A 20,291-nucleotide genomic window follows, 5' to 3' on the forward strand; every position below is an offset into this window, starting at 1 on the left:
GTCATGTCGCGCAACCGCCTGATCTACGTGATGGACCCGATGTGCTCCTGGTGCTGGGGCTTCGCTCCCGTGGCTCAGGCCCTGATCGATCAGGCCGAGGTCGCAGGGGTCAAGACCCACATCGTGGTAGGCGGGCTGCGCAGCGGCGGCGCGGCGTTGGAACCCACCACTCGCGATTACATCCTCGAGCACTGGCACGCCGTGCATGAGGCCACCGGTCAACCCTTCACGTTCGAAGGGGCCTTGCCAGCAGGCTTCGTCTACGACACTGAGCCGGCGTGCCGAGCGATCGTGGCGGTCCGCGAGCTGGCGCCCGACCTGGTGTGGCCGCTGGTCCAGCTGATCCAGCAGGCGTTCTACACCGAGCGCCTGGACGTAACCCAGCCAGCGCAACTGGCCAGCCTGGCCGAGCGGGCAGGGGTGCCGCGCATCGAATTCGTCGAGGCATTCGACAGCGATCACAGGGTGCAGACCACCCAGGCGGATTTCGCCTGGGCGCAGGGGTTGGGCATTGCAGGTTTCCCGACGCTGCTCGCCGAGCGGGAGGGTCAGCTGGCCTTGCTGACCAATGGTTATCGACCGCTGGCCGAGCTGTCGCCGCTGTTGGCCCGCTGGCTGGGACGTGCTGCCCATGCATGACCGCCCCGGCCCCGTCGGGGAGACAGGTTTACACGGGGCGGCAGACCGCCTGAGCTGGGGTGAAATTCGCCGCCTGGCCCTGCAGCACAAGCGGGCACTATGGACCGCCAATGGGGTGGCCGTGCTGGCCACCCTGTGCAGCGTGCCAATTCCGCTGCTGTTGCCGTTGCTGGTCGATGAAGTGCTGCTCGGCCACGCCGGCAGCGCCACACGGTGGATGAGCCAGGTGCTGCCCAGCGCCTGGCAGATCCCCGTCGGCTTCATCGGCCTCATGCTGGTGGTCAGTTTCACCCTGCGCTGCGGCGCGTTGCTGTTCAACGTCGTGCAGGCGAGGCTGTTCGCCGGACTGGCCAAGGACGTGGTCTATCGCTTGCGATTGCGCCTGATCGAGCGGCTCAAGCGCATCTCGCTCAGCGAATACGAAAGTCTGGGCAGCGGTACCGTCACCACGCACTTGGTCACCGACCTGGACACCCTCGACAAATTCGTCGGCGAAACCTTGAGTCGCTTTCTGGTCGCCATGCTGACCCTGGCAGGCACTGCGGGCATCCTGATGTGGATGCATTGGAAACTGGCGCTGCTGATCCTGCTGTTCAACCCCTTGGTGGTGTACGCCACAGTAGTACTGGGCAAGCACGTCAAGCACCTGAAAAAACTCGAGAACGACAGCACGGCGCGCTTTACCCAGGCACTCAGCGAAACCCTTGACGCCATCCAGGAAGTGCGGGCCAGCAATCGCCAGGGTTATTTCCTGGGGCGGCTGGGTCTGCGCGCTCGCGAAGTTCGCGACTTCGCCGTTGCCTCCATGTGGAAAAGCGACGCATCGGGCCGTGCCAGTGCGTTGTTGTTCCAGTTCGGCATCGACATCTTCCGCGCCGCTGCGATGCTCACGGTGCTGTTCTCCGACCTGAGCATCGGTCAGATGCTGGCGGTGTTCAGCTACCTCTGGTTCATGATCACGCCAGTCGAACAACTGCTGAACCTGCAATACGCCTACTACGCGGCAGGCGGGGCACTGAACCGGATTAATGAATTGCTCGCCCGTGCCGATGAACCCAGGTATGAGGGCGGCAGCGATCCGTTCCGCGACCGCGAGACGGTGGGTATCGACATTCGTGGCCTGAGCTTCGCCTACGCCGAAGACAAGGTACTGGACCGCCTGGACCTGTCCATCGCGGCCGGGGAAAAGGTCGCCATCGTCGGCGCCAGCGGAGGCGGCAAGAGCACCCTGGTGCAGTTGCTGCTCGGGCTTTACACGCCGCAGGCAGGAGAAGTGCGTTTCGGTGGCGCGCTGCAGCAGGCCATTGGTCTTGAGACCCTGCGCGATAACGTCGCGGTGGTGCTGCAGCATCCGGCACTGTTCAACGATACCATTCGCGCCAACCTGACCATGGGGCGCGATGTCAGCGACCACGCATGTTGGGACGCCTTGCGGATCGCCCAGTTGGACGGCACCGTACGGGAAATGCCGCAGGGGCTGGACAGCATCGTAGGCCGCTCGGGGGTGCGCCTTTCCGGAGGCCAGCGTCAGCGCCTGGCGATTGCCCGGATGGTGCTCGCCGAACCCAAGGTGGTCATCCTCGACGAGGCCACTTCGGCACTCGATGCGGCCACCGAGTACAACCTGCATCAGGCCCTCGGGCGCTTCCTGAGAGGACGCACTACATTGATCATTGCCCACCGGCTGTCTGCGGTGAAACAGGCCGACCGCGTACTCGTATTCGACGGCGGCCGGATCGCCGAAGATGGCGACCACCAGCAACTCATCGCGGAGGGCGGGTTGTATGCGCGTCTGTACGGTTATCTGCAGCAGGTTTGATTCGCCCCTGGCGTCACGACGAGCTATGGAAAAAACATTCGACGCCGAAGAAAACGGTGCCGGTCCTTTCCGAAACTAGCCTAAAGTGTGCCAGCGGTGATTGAAGTTCTGACTTGGACGTTGCCTGGATTGCTGAAGCAAGGAACCTCATGAAGCACACGCAGACTCTCGATACGCCGAGATTACTGGGGATCGTCTGGCCATTTATCGCCGTGGTGGGATTGATGGCAATGCTGGGTTGCATCAGCCTTTACGCACTGTCCGCAGTGCGTAGTTATGTCGCGGGCGAAAGTTTCTGGTCCAAGGGTCAGAAAGACGCGATCTACTACCTCAACCTGTATGCCGACAGCCGGGATGAAGACGTTTTCCAGAAATACCTGCGGGCCATCGCCATTCCCCAGGGCGGTCATCAACTGCGCCTGGCCCTGGATCAGCCCGAGCCGGATCTGGCAGCGGCGCGGGCGGGCATTCTGAAGGGTAACAATCACCCCGACGACATGCAGAACATCATCTGGCTATACCGTCACTTCAGCGATGTCAGCTACATGTCCAGGGCCATTGCGCACTGGAAGACCGGTGACACCTACCTGGTCCAGCTCGACGAACTGGCGCAGCGCATGCACGCCGCACAGCAGGCCGGCACCGCAACCGAAGCGGACATGGCGCGCTGGAAACACCAGATCATGACCATCAACGACGCGGTCACACCCGCCGCCATGGCCTTCAGTGTGGCCCTGGGCGAAGGCTCGCGTGCGGTGCAATACCTGTTGGTGGTGAGCAATCTGCTGGTCGCCTTGCTGCTGATCGTGCTCGCGCTGTGGCGCACGCACAAGCTGCTCAATCAGCGCCATGCCTTTGCCTATGCGCTGCAGCTGGAAAAAGATCGCGCCCAGGTGACCTTGGCATCGATTGGCGACGGGGTGATCACTACCGATGTCGAAGGCGCGATTCTCTACATGAACCCGGCCGCCGAACGTCTCACCCATTGGAATGCCGACCAGGCCGTTGGGTTGCCGCTGGCGGCGCTGTTCAATCTGCTCGACGAGAACGCCGAGAAGGACAGCTTCACCCTTATCGACCACATCGTCAGCGGCGACCTGCGCGGCGGCAGCGAGCACGCCAAGTTGATCCAGCGTCTGGACGGCAGCACGGTCTCGGTGACGCTGGTAGGCGCCCCCATCCAGACCGACCAGCACATCAGCGGGACCGTGCTGGTCCTGCACGACATGACCCAGGAACGTCAGTACATCGCCAACCTTTCCTGGCAGGCCACCCACGATGCATTGACCGGATTGGCCAATCGCCGCGAATTCGAGTTCCGCCTCGAACAGGCCCTTACCGCGCTGCAACGCTATCCGGGTTGTCACTCCCTGATGTTCCTGGACCTGGACCAGTTCAAGCTGGTCAACGACACCTGTGGCCATGCCGCAGGCGACGAACTGCTCCGCCACATCTGTGCGTTGCTGCAATCCGGGCTGCGCGAGGGCGATACCCTGGCGCGTCTGGGTGGGGACGAATTCGGTATTCTCATCGAGAACTGCTCCACCAGTGAATCGGAGAAGCTCGCCGAAACGCTGCGCCAGACCGTGCAAAACCTGCATTTCGTGTGGAAAGGTCGGCCTTTCGTGACCACCGTAAGCGTCGGCATGGTGCACCTGACCCAGGCACCGATCACCCTCGAAGCTTCGATGCGCGCCGCCGACATGGCCTGCTACCTGGCCAAGGAACGGGGCCGTAACCGGGTCCAGGTCTACCATGCCGCCGATAGCGAGCTGACCGTGCGGGTCGACGAAATGGCCTGGGTTCAGCGCCTGCACATGGCCCTGGAAGAAAACCGCTTCTGTCTCTATGCACAGGAAATCGCCGCGCTGGGCATACAGGACGGCCCACCGGGTGGACACATCGAGATTCTCCTGCGCCTGAGCGATGAAACCGGTCGCATCATCATGCCCGACGTGTTCATTCCAGCCGCCGAGCGCTACGGCTTGATGACCGCCCTCGACCGGTGGGTGGTGCAGAATGTATTCAAGGTGGTACGCCAGACCCTGGATCAGCCCGATCAGGGCCCCTTGGCGGTCTGCGCCATCAACTTGTCGGGGATCAGCATAGGCGACGAGGAGTTTCTCGAGTTCCTGCGAGAACAATTTCGCCTGTACGCGATTCCAGCCGAATTAATATGTTTCGAGATCACCGAGACCAGCGCGATTGCAAATCTCGGTAGCGCGATCCGATTTATCAATGAATTGAAGAGCTTAGGATGTCATTTTGCCCTCGATGACTTCTGTGCCGGTATGTCCTCTTTTGCCTATTTGAAACATTTACCTGTCGATTATTTGAAAATCGATGGCAGCTTCGTTAAAGATATGTTGGACGACCCGATCAATCGGGCGATGGTGGAAGTGATCAACCATATTGGCCACGTCATGGGCAAGCGCACCATTGCCGAGTTTGTCGAGACGCCTCTGATAGAACAGGCCTTGCTGGAAATTGGTGTGGACTACGCACAGGGATACTTGATCGAGCGACCGCAGGTATTTACCTGTGACAGTCTGCGCCGGCATCTGGGCAGACTGCGGCCGTCGCGATTCGGGGTTCCCGACACTTTCCGATAAGGGCAATTTGCCGCTGTTCTTCACTCAATTAAATGGAGGTTTGCCAGTGAACGATCCTTTTATTCGACTGGGTCCGCTGATGGACGCAAAGAGTTATCCCGAATGGGCACAGAAACTCATCGAAGACTGTGCGCCGAACAAGCGGCGGGTTGTCGAGCATGAAGTCTATGCACGAATGCGCGACAACCAGCTGAGCTCGCGCACCATGCGCCACTACCTGATCGGCGGCTGGCCGGTGGTGGAGCAATTCTCGCTGTACATGGCGCAGAACCTGACCAAGACCCGCTTCGCCCGGCATCCGGGCGAGGACATGGCGCGGCGCTGGTTGATGCGCAATATTCGCGTCGAGCTCAACCATGCCGATTACTGGGTACACTGGAGCCAGGCCCATGGCGTCAGCCTGCAGGACCTCATCGCCCAGGATGTGCCGGCCGAGCTGCATGCGCTCAGCCATTGGTGCTGGCAGAGCTGCGCCACCGATTCGCTGGCGGTTGCCATGGCGGCGACCAACTATGCTATCGAAGGGGCCACCGGCGAGTGGTCGGCGGTGGTCTGTGCCGACGACACCTATGCCCAGGCGTTTCCCGAGCAGAACCGCAAGCGCGCCATGCGCTGGTTGAGCCTGCACGCCCAGTACGACGATGAGCATCCATGGGAAGCCCTGGAAATCATCTGCACGCTGATCGGCAATCACGCCACCGAAGCGCAGCAGACCGAACTGCGCAACGCCATCTGCAAGAGCTACGACTTCATGTTCCTGTTCTTGGAACGCTGCATGGCGCTGGAGCAGCAACGTACCACCACACTGGACAACAGAGTGGTGGCGTAAGGCTCGTAGCGGTCTGATGCAACACTAGCAGGGCCGCCTCAGGCGGCGCCATGGTTACGCGACAGGCTGGCTGGCCGGTCGTGGCACGGGATGGCGCCTGTCCTGAGGACACATTTCACTGGGCGTCGAACGCCTGGCCATTGATCCCGGCACTGTCGGGTCCCATCAGATACAGGTACACCGGCATGATCTGTTCGGGTAGCGGATTGCGGCCCGGGTCCTCGGCCGGGTAGGCCTGCGCGCGCATCGCCGTGCGTGTTCCGCCGGGGTTGATGCTATTGGCGCGTGCGGCGCTGACACCTTCCAATTCGTCGGCCAGGGTCTGCATCAAGCCCTCGGTGGCGAACTTCGACACGCCATAGGCGCCCCAGTGCGCACGTCCCTTGCGACCGACGCTGCTCGAGGTGAACACCACCGAGCCATCTTCGGCCTGCTTGAGCAGGGGCAGCAGTGCGCGAGTGAGCATGAAGGTCGCATTCACGTTGACCTGCATCACCTGGATGAATTCGTCGTCGGGCAGCACGTCCAGGGGCGTTCGCGGACCGATGATCGAGGCGTTGTGCAGCAGCCCGTCGAGGCGGCCGAATGTTTTCTCGATCATCTGCGCCAGTTCGGCGTACTGCGCGGTGTGTGCGCTGTGCAGATCGAACGGGATAACCACCGGCTGGGGATGCCCGGCCGCTTCGATCTCGTCATACACGGCCGTCAGGTTGGACTCGGTCTTGCCCAGCAACAGCACGATAGCGCCGTGGGCAGCATAGGTTTTCGCGGCGGCGGCGCCGATGCCGCGGCCGGCACCGGTGACCAGTATGACGCGCCCGGCCAGCAGGTCGGGGCGGGCTGAGTAATCGAACATGGGATCTCCTGAAAAAAGGTGGCTCAGCAGCCGCAGAGGGCCTGGTCCAGCACGCGGCGCAGGTCGGACGGGTGGTCCACCACCACATCGGCACCCCAGTGATCGGGGTTGTCGTTGGGGTGAATGTAGCCGTAGCGCACCGCTGCAGTCTTGGTCCCGGCATCGCGGCCTGATTCGATATCGCGCAGATCGTCACCAACGAACAGCACGCTGGCCGGGTCCAGCTCGAGCTTGCTGCAGGCCAGCAGCAGCGGTTCGGGGTCCGGCTTGCTGCGGGTCACATGGTCGGGGCAGATGAGTATTGCCGAACGTTGTGCCAGCCCCAGTTGCTGCATGATGGGTTCGGCGAAGCGCAGCGGCTTGTTGGTCACTACGCCCCAGATCAGCCTGGCCTGCTCGATGTCGGCGAGCAGTTGCGCCATGCCGTCGTACAGGTGGCTGTGCACTGCGCAGCCGTCCTGATAGCGTTCGAGGAATTCCAGGCGCAGCGTTTCGAACTCCGGCGCCTGCGGCGACAGGTCGAACGCAGCCTGGACCATGGCCTTGGCGCCGCCGGAAATCACGTCGCGTACCCGTTGCTCGTCGATGGGCGGTAGTTGGCGCGCAGCGCGCATGGCCTGGCAGATGGCGATGAAGTCCGGCGCGGTGTCGAGCAACGTGCCGTCCATGTCGAAGAGTACCGCTCGAAGGCGCATGCTCATTCCTCGCGAAGGGTCTGGATCATGTAGTTGACGTCGACGTCCGCGGCCAGCTTGTAGTGCTTGGTCAGCGGGTTGTAGGTCAGGCCGATGATGTCCTTGACGGTCAGTCCGGCCTCGCGGCTCCAGGCACCGAGCTCGGAAGGGCGGATGAATTTCTTGAAGTCATGGGTGCCGCGCGGCAGCAGCTTCATGATGTATTCGGCGCCGATGATCGCGAACAGGTACGCCTTGGGGTTGCGGTTGATGGTCGAGAAGAACACCTGGCCACCGGGTTTGACCATGCGGAAACAGGCGCGGATGACCGACGAAGGGTCCGGCACGTGCTCGAGCATTTCCAGGCAGGTGACCACGTCGAATTTTTGCGGGCATTCGGCTGACAGGGCTTCGGCAGTGATCTGGCGGTATTCCACTTCCACGCCGGATTCGAGCTGGTGCAGGCGAGCGACCGCCAGTGGCGCCTCGCCCATGTCGATGCCGGTCACCTTGGCGCCGCGCAGGGCCATGGCCTCGCTGAGGATGCCGCCGCCGCAACCGACGTCCAGCACCTGCTTGCCCGCCAGGTTGACGCGCTCGTCGATCCAGTTGACGCGCAATGGATTGATGTCGTGCAGCGGCTTGAACTCGCTGTTGCGATCCCACCAGCGGTGCGCCAAGGCTTCGAACTTGGCGATTTCAGCGTGGTCGACGTTGCTCATTGGGTGTCCTCTAAACGTTGTGATTCCAGAATTCGAGAGTGCCGGGGTCTTCAGCCTTCATTGCCCTGCGGCAATGCGCTCGCCCCAGGCGCCGGCCATGTCGCGCAGCCTGTTTTCGTCCAGGCGCGTCAGTCGGCCTTCGTCAAGCAAGTGTTTGCCCGCCACCCACACATGGCGGACGCAATTGCGGCCGCTGGCATAGATCAATTGCGACACCGGGTCGTACACCGGTTGCTGGGCCAGTCCGGACAGGTCGAAGGACGCCAGGTCCGCCGCCTTGCCAATTTCCAGCGAACCGATGTTCGCTTCCATGCCCAGCGCGCGGGCGCCGTTGAGGGTGGCCATGCGCAGCGCGCGATGGGCATCCAGCGCAGTCGCCGAACCCGCCACGGCCTTGGCCAGCAGCGCTGCGGTGCGTGTGTCGCCGAGCAGGTCGAGGCTGTTGTTGCTGGCGGCACCGTCGGTGCCCACTGCCACATTGACCCCGGCCTGCCAGAGTTTTTCCACCGGACAGAAGCCACTGGCCAGCTTGAGGTTGGACAGCGGGCAATGCACGACGTTGCTGTTGCTTTCCACCAGCAAGGCGAGGTCGTCGTCATTCACCTGGGTCATGTGCACCGCTTGGAAGCGCGGGCCCAGCAAGCCGAGGCGGGCCAGCCTGGCCAGTGGGCGCTCGCCGCTTTGTTGGAGGGCATCATGCACTTCGCCGGCGGTTTCATGGACGTGCATCTGGATGGCGGCATCCAGCTCATCGGCCAGCACGCGGACCTTCTCCAAGTTCTCGTCGCTCACCGTGTAGGGCGCATGGGGGCCGAAGGCAATGCTCACGCGGGCATGGTGCTTGAGATCGTTGAACAGCTCGACGCCCTTGTGCAGCGCCTCGTCGGCATCCCGCGCGCCGGGGATTGGGAAATTCAGCACCGGCACGCTGATCTGGGCGCGCATGCCGCTGGCGTGCACCCGCTCGGCGGCCACTTCGGGAAAGAAGTACATGTCCGAAAAACAGGTGATGCCGCCCTGCAGCTGCTCGGCGATGGCCAGGTCGGTGCCGTCGCGCACGAACGCCTCGCTGACCCAGCGGGCCTCGGCGGGCCAGATGTGGCGTTCGAGCCAGGTCATCAGTGGCAGATCGTCGGCCAGGCCGCGGAACAAGGTCATGGCCGCGTGACCATGGGCATTGACCAGCCCCGGCGCGAGCAGTTGCCCAGGCAACTCGCGGATTTCCCGTGCCTGCAGCCGGGCAGCTGCGCTGCGCGGGCCAATGAAGACGATCTGCCCATCACGGATGCCCAAGGCATGCTCCTGAAGCACGACACCGGCGGGCTCGACCGGTACCAGCCAGGTTGGCAGCAACAGCAGGTCCAGGGCGGTATCGACGTCGAGCATGGCAAGTTCCGGGCTTGTGCAGGTGGTGGCGAAGTATACCCGAGCGTCTTGGACGGGGGCTCGCTATAATCGAGCGCTTTTGGCGTCTGAGTACGGAGTTGGGGCATGCGTGATCGATTGTTGGCGGCGGAACGGGTCAAAGCCGTTGATTGGCGAGGTGACGCGTTGCACCTGATCGACCAGCGTGCGCTTCCGGGTCAGGAAGTCTGGCGCGCTTTCGCCGATGCGCCCGGCGTCGCCGGCGCGATCCGCTCAGGCGTGGTGTCCGGGGCTTCGGCGGTCGCCATCTGCGCTGCCTATGCCGTGGTGCTCGCCGCGCGACTGCACCGCACCGCCGCAGCCGACTGGCGTGCCGCGCTGGACCAGGATTTGCGCCTGCTGGCGGCGATCCGCCCGACCACGGCCCATCTGTTCTGGGCGCTGGAGCGCATGCGCGAACGTCTGGGCCGAGTGCGCGCCGACGAAGACCCGGTGCCGGCTCTGGAAGCCGAAGCCCTGGCCATTCACCAGAGTGATCGCGAAGCCAATCTGACCATGGCCCAGTTGGGCGTGGACGTGATCCGCCGGCACCAAGGCAATCTGCAGGCCGTGCTGACCCATGCCAGTGCCGGCGCGCTGGCCAGCGGCGGCTTCGGTACGGCGCTCGGGGTGGTGCGCGGGGCCTTCCATGAAGGCATGCTCGAGCGTGTCTATGCCGATGAAACCCGGCCTGGGCTACAAGGCTCGCGTCTGTTGGCCTGGGAGTTGTCCAGCGAGGACATCCCGGTGACCGTGACGGCCGATTCGGCGGCGGCGCACCTGATGAAGAGCAAAGGCATCACCTGGGTGATCGTCGGCGCTGAGCGGATTGCGGCCAATGGCGATATCGCCGGCCCGATCGGCACCTATCAGCTGGCGGTCTGCGCCATGCATCACGGTGTTCGGTTCATGGTCGTGGCCAGCAGCGCGGCGATCGACCTGGCCCTGGAAAGCGGCGAAGACATTCCCTTGCTCGAACGCGATGGTCGCGAATTGCTGGAAGAGGCCGGAACGCGCGTCGGCGCGGACGTCGATGCATTCAATCCGATCCACGACGTGACCCCAGCCGATCTGATCGACGTGATCGTCACCGAAAAAGGCATCGTCGAACGACCCGATGCGGCGAAGCTGGCGCAATTGATGTGCCGTCGGCGCCTGCATTGAATTCGCCGCAGTGGCAAAACGCTCGCTTTTTTCCTCAAGAAAGGTCTGCAAGCGCCGCAGCGCCATGCCAGAGGCTCGATACGACTCGATCAAGGGTCCTGTCAGGGTTTAAGGGGATAGGTGTCTGACGGCGATTGTGCTAACATCCGGCGGTTTTCGGGGGTGCATCGAGGTGCTCCCCCAGCGCCGTCGGTCCAAGGCGTAACTCGTTGATTTGTCGTAAGTCGCCGTTGGCATCGGCCAGCGGTGGCAAGCTTCGTTCTTCTCACAGGGAGGCAACGGAGTTTCACCAGAAAAAGGAATCAGGCTTCTCATGGGCGAACTGGCCAAAGAAATCCTCCCGGTCAATATCGAAGACGAGCTGAGACAGTCCTACCTCGACTACGCCATGAGCGTGATCGTGGGTCGTGCACTGCCTGATGCACGTGATGGCTTGAAGCCCGTGCATCGCCGCGTTCTGTTTGCGATGAGTGAACTGGGCAACGATTGGAACAAACCCTACAAGAAGTCGGCCCGTGTGGTCGGTGACGTGATCGGTAAGTACCACCCGCACGGTGATACCGCGGTCTACGACACCATCGTGCGCATGGCCCAGCCATTCTCCCTGCGCTACCTGCTGGTGGACGGCCAGGGCAACTTCGGCTCCGTGGACGGCGACAACGCTGCGGCCATGCGATACACCGAAGTGCGCATGACCAAGCTAGCCCACGAGCTGCTGGCCGACCTGCACAAGGAAACCGTCGACTGGGTGCCCAACTACGACGGCACCGAGCTGATCCCGGCGGTCATGCCGACGCGTATCCCCAACCTGCTGGTCAACGGCTCCAGCGGTATCGCCGTGGGCATGGCGACCAACATTCCGCCGCACAACCTGGGCGAAGTGCTCGACGGCTGCCTGGCGGTCATCGACAACCCGGACGTCACCATCGATGAACTGATGCAGTTCATCCCCGGCCCCGACTTTCCGACCGCCGCCATCATCAACGGTCGCCAGGGCATCATCGAGGCCTACCGCACCGGCCGCGGCCGCATCTACATGCGCGCCCGCTCGCACGTCGAGGACATCGACAAGGTCGGTGGTCGCCAGCAGATCGTCGTCACCGAGCTGCCGTACCAGTTGAACAAGGCCCGCCTGATCGAGAAGATTGCCGAACTGGTGAAAGAGAAGAAGCTCGAAGGCATCTCCGAGCTGCGCGACGAGTCCGACAAGGACGGCATGCGTATCGTCATCGAACTGCGCCGCGGTGAAGTGCCGGAGGTGATCCTCAACAACCTCTATGCACAGACCCAACTGCAGGCCGTGTTCGGTATCAACATCGTCGCCCTGATCGACAACCGTCCACGCATCCTCAATCTCAAGGACCTGCTCGAAGCCTTCGTGCGCCACCGCCGCGAAGTCGTCACCCGTCGCACCGTGTTCGAGCTGCGCAAGGCGCGCGAGCGTGGGCACATTCTCGAAGGCCAGGCGGTCGCGCTGTCCAACATCGATCCGGTCATCGCCCTGATCAAGGCCTCGCCGACCCCGTCCGAAGCCAAGGAAGCGCTGGTCAGCACGCCGTGGGAATCCAGCGCCGTGGTGGCCATGGTCGAGCGTGCCGGCGCCGAGTCCTCGCGTCCGGAAAACCTCGATCCGCAGTACGGTCTGCGCGACGGCAAGTATTTCCTCTCGCCGGAACAGGCCCAGGCCATCCTCGAGTTGCGCCTGCATCGCCTGACAGGTCTGGAGCACGAGAAGCTGCTGGCCGAGTACCAGGAGATCCTCAACCAGATCGCCGAGCTGATCCGCATCCTCAACAGCGCCGAGCGCCTGATGGAAGTGATCCGCGAGGAGCTGGAACTGATCCGCGCCGAATACGGCGACGTGCGCCGTACCGAGATTCTCGACTCGCGTCTGGACCTGACCCTGGGTGACATGATCCCGGAAGAAGAGCGCGTGGTGACCATTTCCCACAGCGGCTATGCCAAGACCCAGCCACTGTCCGCCTACCAGGCCCAGCGCCGTGGCGGCAAGGGCAAGTCGGCCACCGGCGTCAAGGACGAGGACTACATCTCGCACCTGCTGGTCGCCAACAGCCACGCCACGCTGCTGCTGTTCTCCAGCAAGGGCAAGGTGTACTGGCTCAAGACCTACGAAATTCCCGAGGCCTCCCGTGCCGCCCGCGGGCGTCCGCTGGTCAACCTGCTGCCGCTGGATGATGGCGAGTACATCACCACCATGCTGCAGATCGACCTTGAGGCCCTGCAGGCCACCGCCGGTGCCGACGAAGAGCTGGATGACGCCGACGACACCGTGCTCGAAGGCGAGATCGTCGAGCCGGAGGAAGTCGTCGAGGCCGCCGAAGGCGAAGACGGTGACACCCCCGAGCTGGTGGCCGAGCCGACCGGTGCCTACATCTTCATGGCGACCGCATTCGGTACCGTCAAGAAGACCCCGTTGGCCCAGTTCGCCCGTCCGCGCTCCAGCGGCCTCATCGCGCTCAAGCTCAAGGAAGGCGACACCCTGATCGCCGCTGCCATCACCGACGGCGCCAAGGAAGTCATGCTGTTCTCCGATGCCGGCAAGGTGATCCGCTTCGCCGAAGGCGTCGTGCGCCAGATGGGCCGTGGCGCTCGCGGTATTCGTGGCATGCGTCTGGGCAAGGGTCAGCAACTGATCTCCATGCTGATCCCCGAATCCGGTGCACAGATCCTCACCGCTTCGGAGCGCGGCTTCGGCAAGCGCACGCCGCTGAGCAAGTTCCCTCGTCGCGGTCGCGGCGGCCAGGGCGTGATCGCCATGGTCACCAAGGAACGCAACGGCAAGCTGATCGGTGCGATCCAGTCCCAGGAAGGCGAAGAGATCATGCTCATTTCCGACCAGGGCACGCTGGTGCGTACCCGCGTCGGTGAAGTGTCGAGCCTTGGCCGAAACACCCAGGGTGTGACCCTGATTAAGCTGATCACCGACGAGAAGCTGGTGGGCCTGGAGCGGGTTCAGGAGCCATCGGAAGTCGAGGAAGATGAGCTGGAAGAAGGTGTCGAAGGCGTTGAAGGTGTCGAAGCTGTAGAGCCGGACGATTCCGAATTGGCTCAGGGTGACGTCGAGCCAGATGCCGCGGACGAAACGCCCGAGGAGTAAGCTGTAGGGCAGTAGATCGGCGGTGTGCCCTTCGCGGGCAGAGCCCCGCTCCCACAGGATTAGTGAACACTTGTGGGAGCGGGGCGGGCGGCGAGCCCTCTGTCCACGAAGGGCGCACCGCCGATCTTCCGACAGACACACCCGGGTCAGCCCCGAATTCAAGCAGAGCGAGAGTGGATGTGAGCAATCGAGCCTTTAACTTCTGCGCAGGCCCCGCCGCGCTTCCCGAAGCCGTACTGCAGCGCGCCCAGGCTGAAATGCTGAACTGGCGTGGCAAGGGTCTCTCGGTGATGGAAATGAGCCATCGCAGCGAGGACTACACCGCCATCGCCGAAAAGGCCGAACAGGACCTGCGCGATCTGCTTGGCGTCCCGTCCAACTACAAGGTGCTGTTCCTGCAGGGCGGTGCCAGCCAGCAGTTCGCCGAGATCCCCCTGAACCTGCTCCCCGAAGGCGGTACGGCGGACTACGTCGAAACCGGCATCTGGTCGAAGAAGGCCATCGAGGAAGCCCGTCGCTACGGCAATGTCAACGTCGCGGCCAGTGCCAAACCCTACGACTACCAGGCCATTCCCGGCCAGAACGAGTGGACACTGACGCCCGGCGCGGCCTACGTGCACTACGCGTCGAACGAAACCATCGGCGGCCTGCAGTTCGACTGGATTCCGCAGACCGGCGACACCCCGCTGGTGGTCGACATGTCCTCGGACATTCTCTCGCGGCCCGTCGACGTCTCCCAGTTCGGCCTCATCTACGCCGGTGCGCAGAAGAACATCGGCCCCAGCGGCCTGGTCGTGGTCATCGTGCGCGACGACCTGCTGGGCAAGGCCCGCAGCGCCTGTCCGACCATGCTCGACTACAAGATCGCGGCCGACAACGGCTCGATGTACAACACGCCTGCGACCTACTCCTGGTACCTCTCGGGCCTGGTGTTCGAGTGGCTCAAGGAGCAGGGCGGCGTTGCCGCCATGGAAGCGCGCAACCGGGCCAAGAAAGACCGCCTGTACGGCTTCATCGACGCCAGCGCGTTCTACAGCAACCCGATCTCGGTCAACGCCCGGTCGTGGATGAACGTACCGTTCCGCCTGGCCGACGAGCGTCTGGACAAGGCGTTCCTGGCCGGCGCCGACGCGCGCGGCCTGCTCAACCTCAAGGGTCACCGTTCGGTCGGTGGCATGCGCGCCTCCATCTACAACGCCCTGGGCCTTGACGCCATCGAAGCGCTGGTCGACTACATGGCGGAGTTCGAAAAGGAAAACGGCTGATGTCCGAACATGAACTCAAGGCCCTGCGGGTCCGCATCGACAGCCTCGACGAAAAGATCCTCGAGCTGATCAGCGATCGCGCCCGCTGTGCCGAAGAAGTCGCACGGGTCAAGATGGCGGCGCTGGCCGAAGGCGAGGTGCCGGTGTTCTACCGGCCCGAGCGCGAGGCGCAGGTGCTCAAGCGCGTGATGGAACGCAACAAGGGGCCGCTGAGCAACGAGGAAATGGCGCGTCTGTTCCGCGAAGTCATGTCCTCCTGCCTGGCCCTGGAAAACCCGCTGAAGGTGGCCTACCTGGGTCCGGAGGGCACCTTCACCCAGGCCGCTGCGATGAAGCATTTCGGCCATGCGGTGATCAGCAAGCCGATGGCCGCGATCGACGAGGTGTTCCGCGAAGTGGTCGCTGGCGCCGTGAATTTCGGCGTGGTGCCGGTGGAGAATTCCACCGAAGGCGCGGTGAACCACACCCTCGACAGCTTCCTCGAGCACGACATGGTGATCTGCGGCGAGGTCGAGTTGCGCATCCACCATCACCTGCTGATCGGCGACAACACCAAGACCGACAGCATCACTCGCATCTACTCCCACGCACAGTCCCTGGCGCAATGCCGCAAGTGGCTGGACGCGCACTACCCGAACGTGGAGCGCATCGCGGTGGCCAGCAACGCCGAGGCGGCCAAGCGGGTCAAGGGCGAATGGAATTCGGCGGCCATCGCCGGCGACATGGCGGCCGGCCTGTATGGCCTGGAGCGCCTGGCCGAAAAGATCGAGGACCGTCCGGACAACGCCACGCGGTTCCTGATCATCGGCAACCAGGAAGTGCCGCCGACCGGCGACGACAAGACCTCGGTCATCGTGTCCATGAGCAACCGCCCCGGTGCGCTGCACGAGCTGCTGGTGCCGTTCCATGACAACGGCATCGACCTGACACGCATCGAGACGCGTCCGTCGCGCAGCGGCAAGTGGACCTACGTGTTCTTCATCGACTTCATCGGCCACCATCGCGACCCGTTGATCAAGGGCGTGCTGGAACAGATCAGTCAGGAAGCCGTGGCACTCAAGGTGCTCGGCTCGTACCCCAAAGCGGTTCTCTAACAGAAGGGTTAGCACGCATGACCGATTTCCTTGCCCTGGCCCAGACTGGTGTTCAACAGCTGTCCCCGTACGTTCCCGGCAAACCGGTGGATGAACTGGCCCGAGAGCTGAACATGGACCCGGCCAGCATCATCAAGCTGGCCAGCAACGAGAACCCGTTGGGCGCAAGCCCCAAGACCCGTGCCGCGATCGAGCGCGAGCTGGCCGAACTCACGCGCTACCCCGATGGCAACGGTTTCGACCTCAAGACCCTGCTGGCTCGGCAGTGCCGCGTGCAGATCGACCAGGTGACCCTGGGCAACGGCTCCAACGACATTCTCGAACTGGTCGCCCGCGCCTATTTGGCCCCCGGCCTGAACGCCGTGTTCAGCGAGCATGCATTCGCCGTCTATCCGCTGGTCGTGCAGGCCGTGAACGCCGGCGCGCGGGTCGTCCCGGCCAAGCAGTTCGGCCATGACCTGCCCGCGATGCTGGCAGCGATCGACGACAAGACCCGTATCGTGTTTCTGGCCAACCCGAACAACCCGACCGGGACCTGGTTCGGACCGCAGGCGCTGGAAGACTTTCTGGCGGCGGTTCCGCCCAGCGTGCTGGTGGTGCTCGACGAGGCCTATATCGAATACGCCGTGGGCGGCGACTTGCCCGACGGCCTGGACTACCTGGCACGCTACCCCAACCTGCTGGTGTCGCGTACGTTCTCCAAGGCCTATGGCCTGGCCGCGCTGCGCGTGGGTTACAGCCTGTCTTCTGCCACTATTGCCGACGTGCTCAATCGCGTGCGCCAGCCGTTCAACGTGAACAGCCTGGCGCTGGCTGCCGCGTGCGCCGCGCTGACCGACACCGAATATCTGCAGCGCAGCCGCGAACTCAACAGCGCCGGCATGCAGCAGTTGGAAGCCGGTTTCACCGAGCTGGGTCTGCAGTGGATCCCGTCCAAGGGCAACTTCATTGCCGTGGACGTGGGTCGCGACGCCGGTCCGGTGTTTCAGGGGCTGCTGCGCGAGGGCGTGATCGTGCGCCCGGTGGCCGGTTATGGCATGCCCAATCACCTGCGCGTGACCATCGGCCTGGCCGAAGAAAACAGCCGCTTCCTGGAGGCACTGCGCCAGGTGCTGGCTCGTGTCTGATTTCACGCAATTGCAACCGGGCGCTGCCAGAATAGGCCGCCTGGTGGTAGTGGGATTGGGACTGATTGGCGGCTCCTTCGCCAAAGGCATCAAGCAAAGCGGCCTGGCCGATGAAGTGGTCGGGGTCGATCTCGATCCACGTTCCTGCCAGCGCGCCGTCGAGCTGGGTGTGGTGGACCGCTGTGAGGCGGAGCTTGCCAAGGCCTGTGTGGGCGCCGATGTGATCCAGTTGGCAGTACCGATCCTGGGCATGGAGAAACTGCTGGCGGCGCTGGCTCGACTCGATCTGGGTCGGGCGGTGATCACCGATGTCGGCAGCGCCAAGGGCAATGTGGTGCGAGCTTATCGTGACGCTTTCGGCGGTGACCTCTCACGCTTCGTGCCGGGCCATCCGATCGCCGGTTCCGAGCAGAGCGGGGTGGAGGCAGCCAATGCCGAGTTGTTCAAGCGGCACAAGGTGATCCTCACGCCGCTGGCCGAAACCTCGCCCCAGGCGCTGGCCCGGGTCGACGGCCTGTGGCGCGCCCTGGGGGCGGACGTGGAGCACATGCAGGTCGAGCGCCATGACGAGGTGCTTGCCGCCACCAGCCACCTGCCGCACCTGCTGGCGTTCGGTCTGGTAGATTCGTTGGCCAAGCGCAGTGAAAACCTGGAAATCTTCCGCTACGCTGCGGGCGGTTTCCGCGATTTCACCCGAATCGCCGGCAGCGATCCGGTCATGTGGCACGACATCTTCCTCGCCAACCGCGAGGCAGTTTTGCGCACACTCGATACATTTCGCAGCGATCTCGACGCCTTGCGCGACGCGGTCGATGCAGGGGATGGGCATCACCTGCTGGGCGTGTTCACACGCGCCAGGGTGGCCCGCGAGCATTTCAGTAAAATCCTGGCCCGTCGGGCCTATGTGGACGCTATGAACTCCAATGACGACCTGATCTTCCTGGGCAAACCCGGCGGCAGCCTCAATGGCCGCATCCGCGTACCGGGCGACAAATCCATCTCGCACCGTTCGATCATGCTCGGCTCGCTGGCCGAAGGCACCACCGAAGTCGAAGGCTTCCTTGAAGGCGAGGACGCTCTGGCGACCTTGCAGGCCTTCCGCGACATGGGCGTGGTCATCGAAGGCCCGAACCAGGGCCGCGTGACCATCCACGGCGTCGGTCTGCACGGGTTGCAGGCGCCGCCAGGGCCGATCTACCTGGGCAACTCCGGGACCTCGATGCGCCTGCTCGCCGGCATCCTGGCAGCGCAGAGCTTCGATACCACCCTGACCGGCGATGCCTCGCTGTCCAAGCGCCCCATGAACCGCGTGGCCAACCCCCTGCGGGAAATGGGCGCGGTCATCGAGACCGCTGCCGAGGGTCGTCCGCCGATGGTCATTCGCGGCGGACAGCGCCTCAAGGCGCTGAACTACACCCTGCCGATGGCCTCTGCCCAGGTCAAATCCTGCCTGTTGCTGGCTGGATTGTGGGCCGAAGGCAAGACCACCACCACCGAGCCTGCACCGACCCGCGACCACACCGAGCGCATGTTGCGTGGTTTTGGCTACCCCGTGCACGTCGACGGCCCGCAGGCGTCGGTCGAGTCCGGGCACAGGTTGACCGCGACCCATATCGAGGTGCCGGGCGACATCTCCTCGTCCGCCTTCTTCCTGGTGGCTGCTTCGATCGCCGAAGGTTCGGACCTGACCCTAGAACACGTCGGCATCAACCCTACGCGTACGGGTGTCATCGATATCCTGCGCCTGATGGGCGCCGACATCACCCTGGAAAACCAGCGTGAAGTCGGTGGCGAACCGGTCGCCGACCTGCACGTGCGGGCTGCCCGTCTCAAGGGCATCGAGATTCCCGAAGCGCTGGTGCCGCTGGCGATCGACGAATTCCCCGTGCTGTTCGTGGCAGCCGCCTGCGCCGAGGGGCGCACCGTGTTGCGCGGCGCCGAAGAGCTGCGGGTCAAGGAATCCGACCGTATCCAGGTCATGGCTGATGGCTTGCAAGCCTTGGGCGTCAAATGCGAGCCGACGGCGGATGGCATCATCATCGACGGCGTTGGTCACGGGGTGCCCGCCATGGGCGGTGGCGAAGTTCACGGCCACGGTGATCACCGCATCGCCATGGCCTTCAGCGTCGCCTCCCTGCGCGCCAGCGCGCCGATCCGCATCCACGACTGCGCCAACGTTGCCACGTCGTTCCCCAACTTCCTCGGCCTGTGCGCCCAAGTGGGCATCAACGTAGCCGAAGAGGGCAAGTCGTGAACGTGGCGCCAGTCATCACCATCGACGGGCCCAGCGGTTCGGGCAAGGGCACCGTCGCCGGTATCCTGGCCAAACGTCTGGGCTGGAAGCTGCTCGATTCGGGCGCCTTGTATCGGCTGCTGGCTTACGCCGCACGCAACCACGGCGTGGATTTGAGCAACGAAGCTTCACTGATGGTCATGGCTGCGCACCTGGACGTGCAATTCATTGCCGCCGCCGATGGCCAGCCACAGCGCATTGTCCTGGAAGGCGACGATGTCACCCGGGACATTCGCAACGAGCAGATCGGCGCCTGCGCCTCTCAGGTCGCCGCCCTGCCAGCAGTGCGCGATGCCTTGCTGCAGCGCCAGCGGGCGTTTCAGGAACTGCCTGGCCTGGTCGCCGATGGTCGCGACATGGGCACGGTGGTGTTTCCCGATGCGCCGCTCAAGGTGTTCCTGACCGCGAGCGCCGAGGAACGTGCGCGCAGACGTTACTTGCAGTTGAAGACAGCCGGCAACGATGTTAGTCTGTCGAGTCTGCTAGATGAGATACGTGCACGCGATGAGCGTGACACCCAGCGCGCAGTGGCCCCGCTCAAGCCGGCGGCCGATGCCATACAGCTGGATTCCACGGAGTTGTCCATCGAGCAGGTGTTGGAACGCATCATGAGCGAGATCGCACTTCGCGATATCGCCGGGTGACGAAGAAGCCATACGGGAACCCAGTCAACAT

The 20,291-nt window shown here is 63.6% G+C and carries 15 protein-coding genes; 11 read left to right on the forward strand and 4 right to left on the reverse strand.

The features are described from left to right. Positions 1 to 3: 3 nt before the first annotated feature. The 4 genes from QMX89_RS05675 (at position 4) to QMX89_RS05690 (ending at position 5,899) form a co-directional block, all read left to right on the forward strand. On the forward strand, positions 4 to 639 hold the full coding sequence (locus QMX89_RS05675; protein WP_282347349.1) for a DsbA family protein: 636 nt from the start codon (positions 4 to 6) through the stop codon (positions 637 to 639). Further along, entirely contained in the window at positions 632 to 2,458 is a 1,827-nt protein-coding gene (locus QMX89_RS05680; protein WP_282347351.1) for an ABC transporter ATP-binding protein, read from the forward strand. Before QMX89_RS05675 ends, QMX89_RS05680 begins: the two co-directional genes overlap by 8 nt. A 149-nt stretch (positions 2,459 to 2,607) precedes the next feature. Beyond that, positions 2,608 to 5,070: an EAL domain-containing protein gene (locus QMX89_RS05685; RefSeq protein WP_282347353.1), complete on the forward strand. Its 2,463-nt coding sequence runs from the start codon at positions 2,608 to 2,610 to the stop codon at positions 5,068 to 5,070. A 46-nt stretch (positions 5,071 to 5,116) separates the two neighbouring features. Then, entirely contained in the window at positions 5,117 to 5,899 is a 783-nt protein-coding gene (locus tag QMX89_RS05690; RefSeq protein WP_043187704.1) for an iron-containing redox enzyme family protein, read from the forward strand. Between the two features lie 115 nt (positions 5,900 to 6,014). Here QMX89_RS05690 and QMX89_RS05695 read toward each other — a convergent pair whose 3' ends face one another. Genes QMX89_RS05695 through QMX89_RS05710 form a run of 4 tightly spaced genes read right to left on the reverse strand, consistent with a single transcriptional unit; the run spans position 6,015 to position 9,537 of the window. Further along, positions 6,015 to 6,755 carry a YciK family oxidoreductase gene (locus QMX89_RS05695; protein ID WP_282347355.1) on the reverse strand — a complete coding sequence of 247 codons (741 nt, stop codon included), beginning with the start codon at positions 6,753 to 6,755 and terminating at the stop codon, positions 6,015 to 6,017. Between the two features lie 23 nt (positions 6,756 to 6,778). After that, entirely contained in the window at positions 6,779 to 7,450 is a 672-nt protein-coding gene (gene mupP / locus QMX89_RS05700; RefSeq protein ID WP_049860981.1) for an N-acetylmuramic acid 6-phosphate phosphatase MupP, read from the reverse strand. A gap of 2 nt (positions 7,451 to 7,452) precedes the next feature. Then, a complete protein-coding gene (gene ubiG, locus QMX89_RS05705) occupies positions 7,453 to 8,151 on the reverse strand; it encodes a bifunctional 2-polyprenyl-6-hydroxyphenol methylase/3-demethylubiquinol 3-O-methyltransferase UbiG (protein WP_049860980.1) in 699 nt (232 codons plus the stop codon). Positions 8,152 to 8,208: 57 nt separating this feature from the next. Then, positions 8,209 to 9,537: a TRZ/ATZ family hydrolase gene (locus tag QMX89_RS05710; RefSeq protein ID WP_282347358.1), complete on the reverse strand. Its 1,329-nt coding sequence runs from the start codon at positions 9,535 to 9,537 to the stop codon at positions 8,209 to 8,211. A 105-nt stretch (positions 9,538 to 9,642) separates the two neighbouring features. On the opposite strand from QMX89_RS05710, the gene mtnA reads away from it, so the two are divergent. From mtnA to cmk, 7 genes are all read left to right on the forward strand, one after another. Further along, positions 9,643 to 10,719 carry an S-methyl-5-thioribose-1-phosphate isomerase gene (mtnA, locus tag QMX89_RS05715; RefSeq protein WP_282347359.1) on the forward strand — a complete coding sequence of 359 codons (1,077 nt, stop codon included), beginning with the start codon at positions 9,643 to 9,645 and terminating at the stop codon, positions 10,717 to 10,719. A 313-nt stretch (positions 10,720 to 11,032) separates the two neighbouring features. After that, positions 11,033 to 13,837, forward strand: a complete 2,805-nt coding sequence (gene gyrA, locus QMX89_RS05720) for a DNA gyrase subunit A (protein ID WP_049860977.1) — start codon at positions 11,033 to 11,035, stop codon at positions 13,835 to 13,837. A gap of 179 nt (positions 13,838 to 14,016) precedes the next feature. After that, positions 14,017 to 15,102, forward strand: coding sequence for a 3-phosphoserine/phosphohydroxythreonine transaminase (gene serC, locus QMX89_RS05725; protein WP_056843464.1), 1,086 nt, complete (start codon positions 14,017 to 14,019; stop codon positions 15,100 to 15,102). Next, positions 15,102 to 16,196 carry a prephenate dehydratase gene (gene pheA, locus QMX89_RS05730; protein ID WP_043187723.1) on the forward strand — a complete coding sequence of 365 codons (1,095 nt, stop codon included), beginning with the start codon at positions 15,102 to 15,104 and terminating at the stop codon, positions 16,194 to 16,196. The genes serC and pheA overlap by 1 nt, the downstream gene beginning before the upstream one ends. Before the next feature lie 17 nt (positions 16,197 to 16,213). Continuing rightward, entirely contained in the window at positions 16,214 to 17,323 is a 1,110-nt protein-coding gene (gene hisC, locus QMX89_RS05735) for a histidinol-phosphate transaminase (RefSeq protein WP_056843195.1), read from the forward strand. 31 nt (positions 17,324 to 17,354) lie between these two features. After that, positions 17,355 to 19,577 carry a bifunctional prephenate dehydrogenase/3-phosphoshikimate 1-carboxyvinyltransferase gene (locus tag QMX89_RS05740; protein WP_049861372.1) on the forward strand — a complete coding sequence of 741 codons (2,223 nt, stop codon included), beginning with the start codon at positions 17,355 to 17,357 and terminating at the stop codon, positions 19,575 to 19,577. After that, positions 19,574 to 20,260 carry a (d)CMP kinase gene (gene cmk, locus QMX89_RS05745; protein ID WP_049861363.1) on the forward strand — a complete coding sequence of 229 codons (687 nt, stop codon included), beginning with the start codon at positions 19,574 to 19,576 and terminating at the stop codon, positions 20,258 to 20,260. The genes QMX89_RS05740 and cmk overlap by 4 nt, the downstream gene beginning before the upstream one ends. Positions 20,261 to 20,291 lie beyond the last annotated feature (31 nt).

The organism is Pseudomonas sp. PS01301 (assembly GCF_029960215.1).
Classification (GTDB): domain Bacteria; phylum Pseudomonadota; class Gammaproteobacteria; order Pseudomonadales; family Pseudomonadaceae; genus Aquipseudomonas; species Aquipseudomonas coleopterorum.

Excerpts from the sequence above, each read along its gene's own strand:
- hisC (WP_056843195.1), top strand. The coding sequence starts at position 16,214 with ATGACCGATTTCCTTGCCCTGGCCCAGACTGGTGTTCAACAGCTGTCC.
- QMX89_RS05680 (WP_282347351.1), top strand. The coding sequence starts at position 632 with ATGCATGACCGCCCCGGCCCCGTCGGGGAGACAGGTTTACACGGGGCG.
- gyrA (WP_049860977.1), top strand. The coding sequence starts at position 11,033 with ATGGGCGAACTGGCCAAAGAAATCCTCCCGGTCAATATCGAAGACGAG.
- mupP (WP_049860981.1), bottom strand. The coding sequence starts at position 7,450 with ATGCGCCTTCGAGCGGTACTCTTCGACATGGACGGCACGTTGCTCGAC.
- QMX89_RS05695 (WP_282347355.1), bottom strand. The coding sequence starts at position 6,755 with ATGTTCGATTACTCAGCCCGCCCCGACCTGCTGGCCGGGCGCGTCATA.
- mtnA (WP_282347359.1), top strand. The coding sequence starts at position 9,643 with ATGCGTGATCGATTGTTGGCGGCGGAACGGGTCAAAGCCGTTGATTGG.
- QMX89_RS05710 (WP_282347358.1), bottom strand. The coding sequence starts at position 9,537 with ATGCTCGACGTCGATACCGCCCTGGACCTGCTGTTGCTGCCAACCTGG.
- QMX89_RS05685 (WP_282347353.1), top strand. The coding sequence starts at position 2,608 with ATGAAGCACACGCAGACTCTCGATACGCCGAGATTACTGGGGATCGTC.
- ubiG (WP_049860980.1), bottom strand. The coding sequence starts at position 8,151 with ATGAGCAACGTCGACCACGCTGAAATCGCCAAGTTCGAAGCCTTGGCG.
- pheA (WP_043187723.1), top strand. The coding sequence starts at position 15,102 with ATGTCCGAACATGAACTCAAGGCCCTGCGGGTCCGCATCGACAGCCTC.
- QMX89_RS05675 (WP_282347349.1), top strand. The coding sequence starts at position 4 with ATGTCGCGCAACCGCCTGATCTACGTGATGGACCCGATGTGCTCCTGG.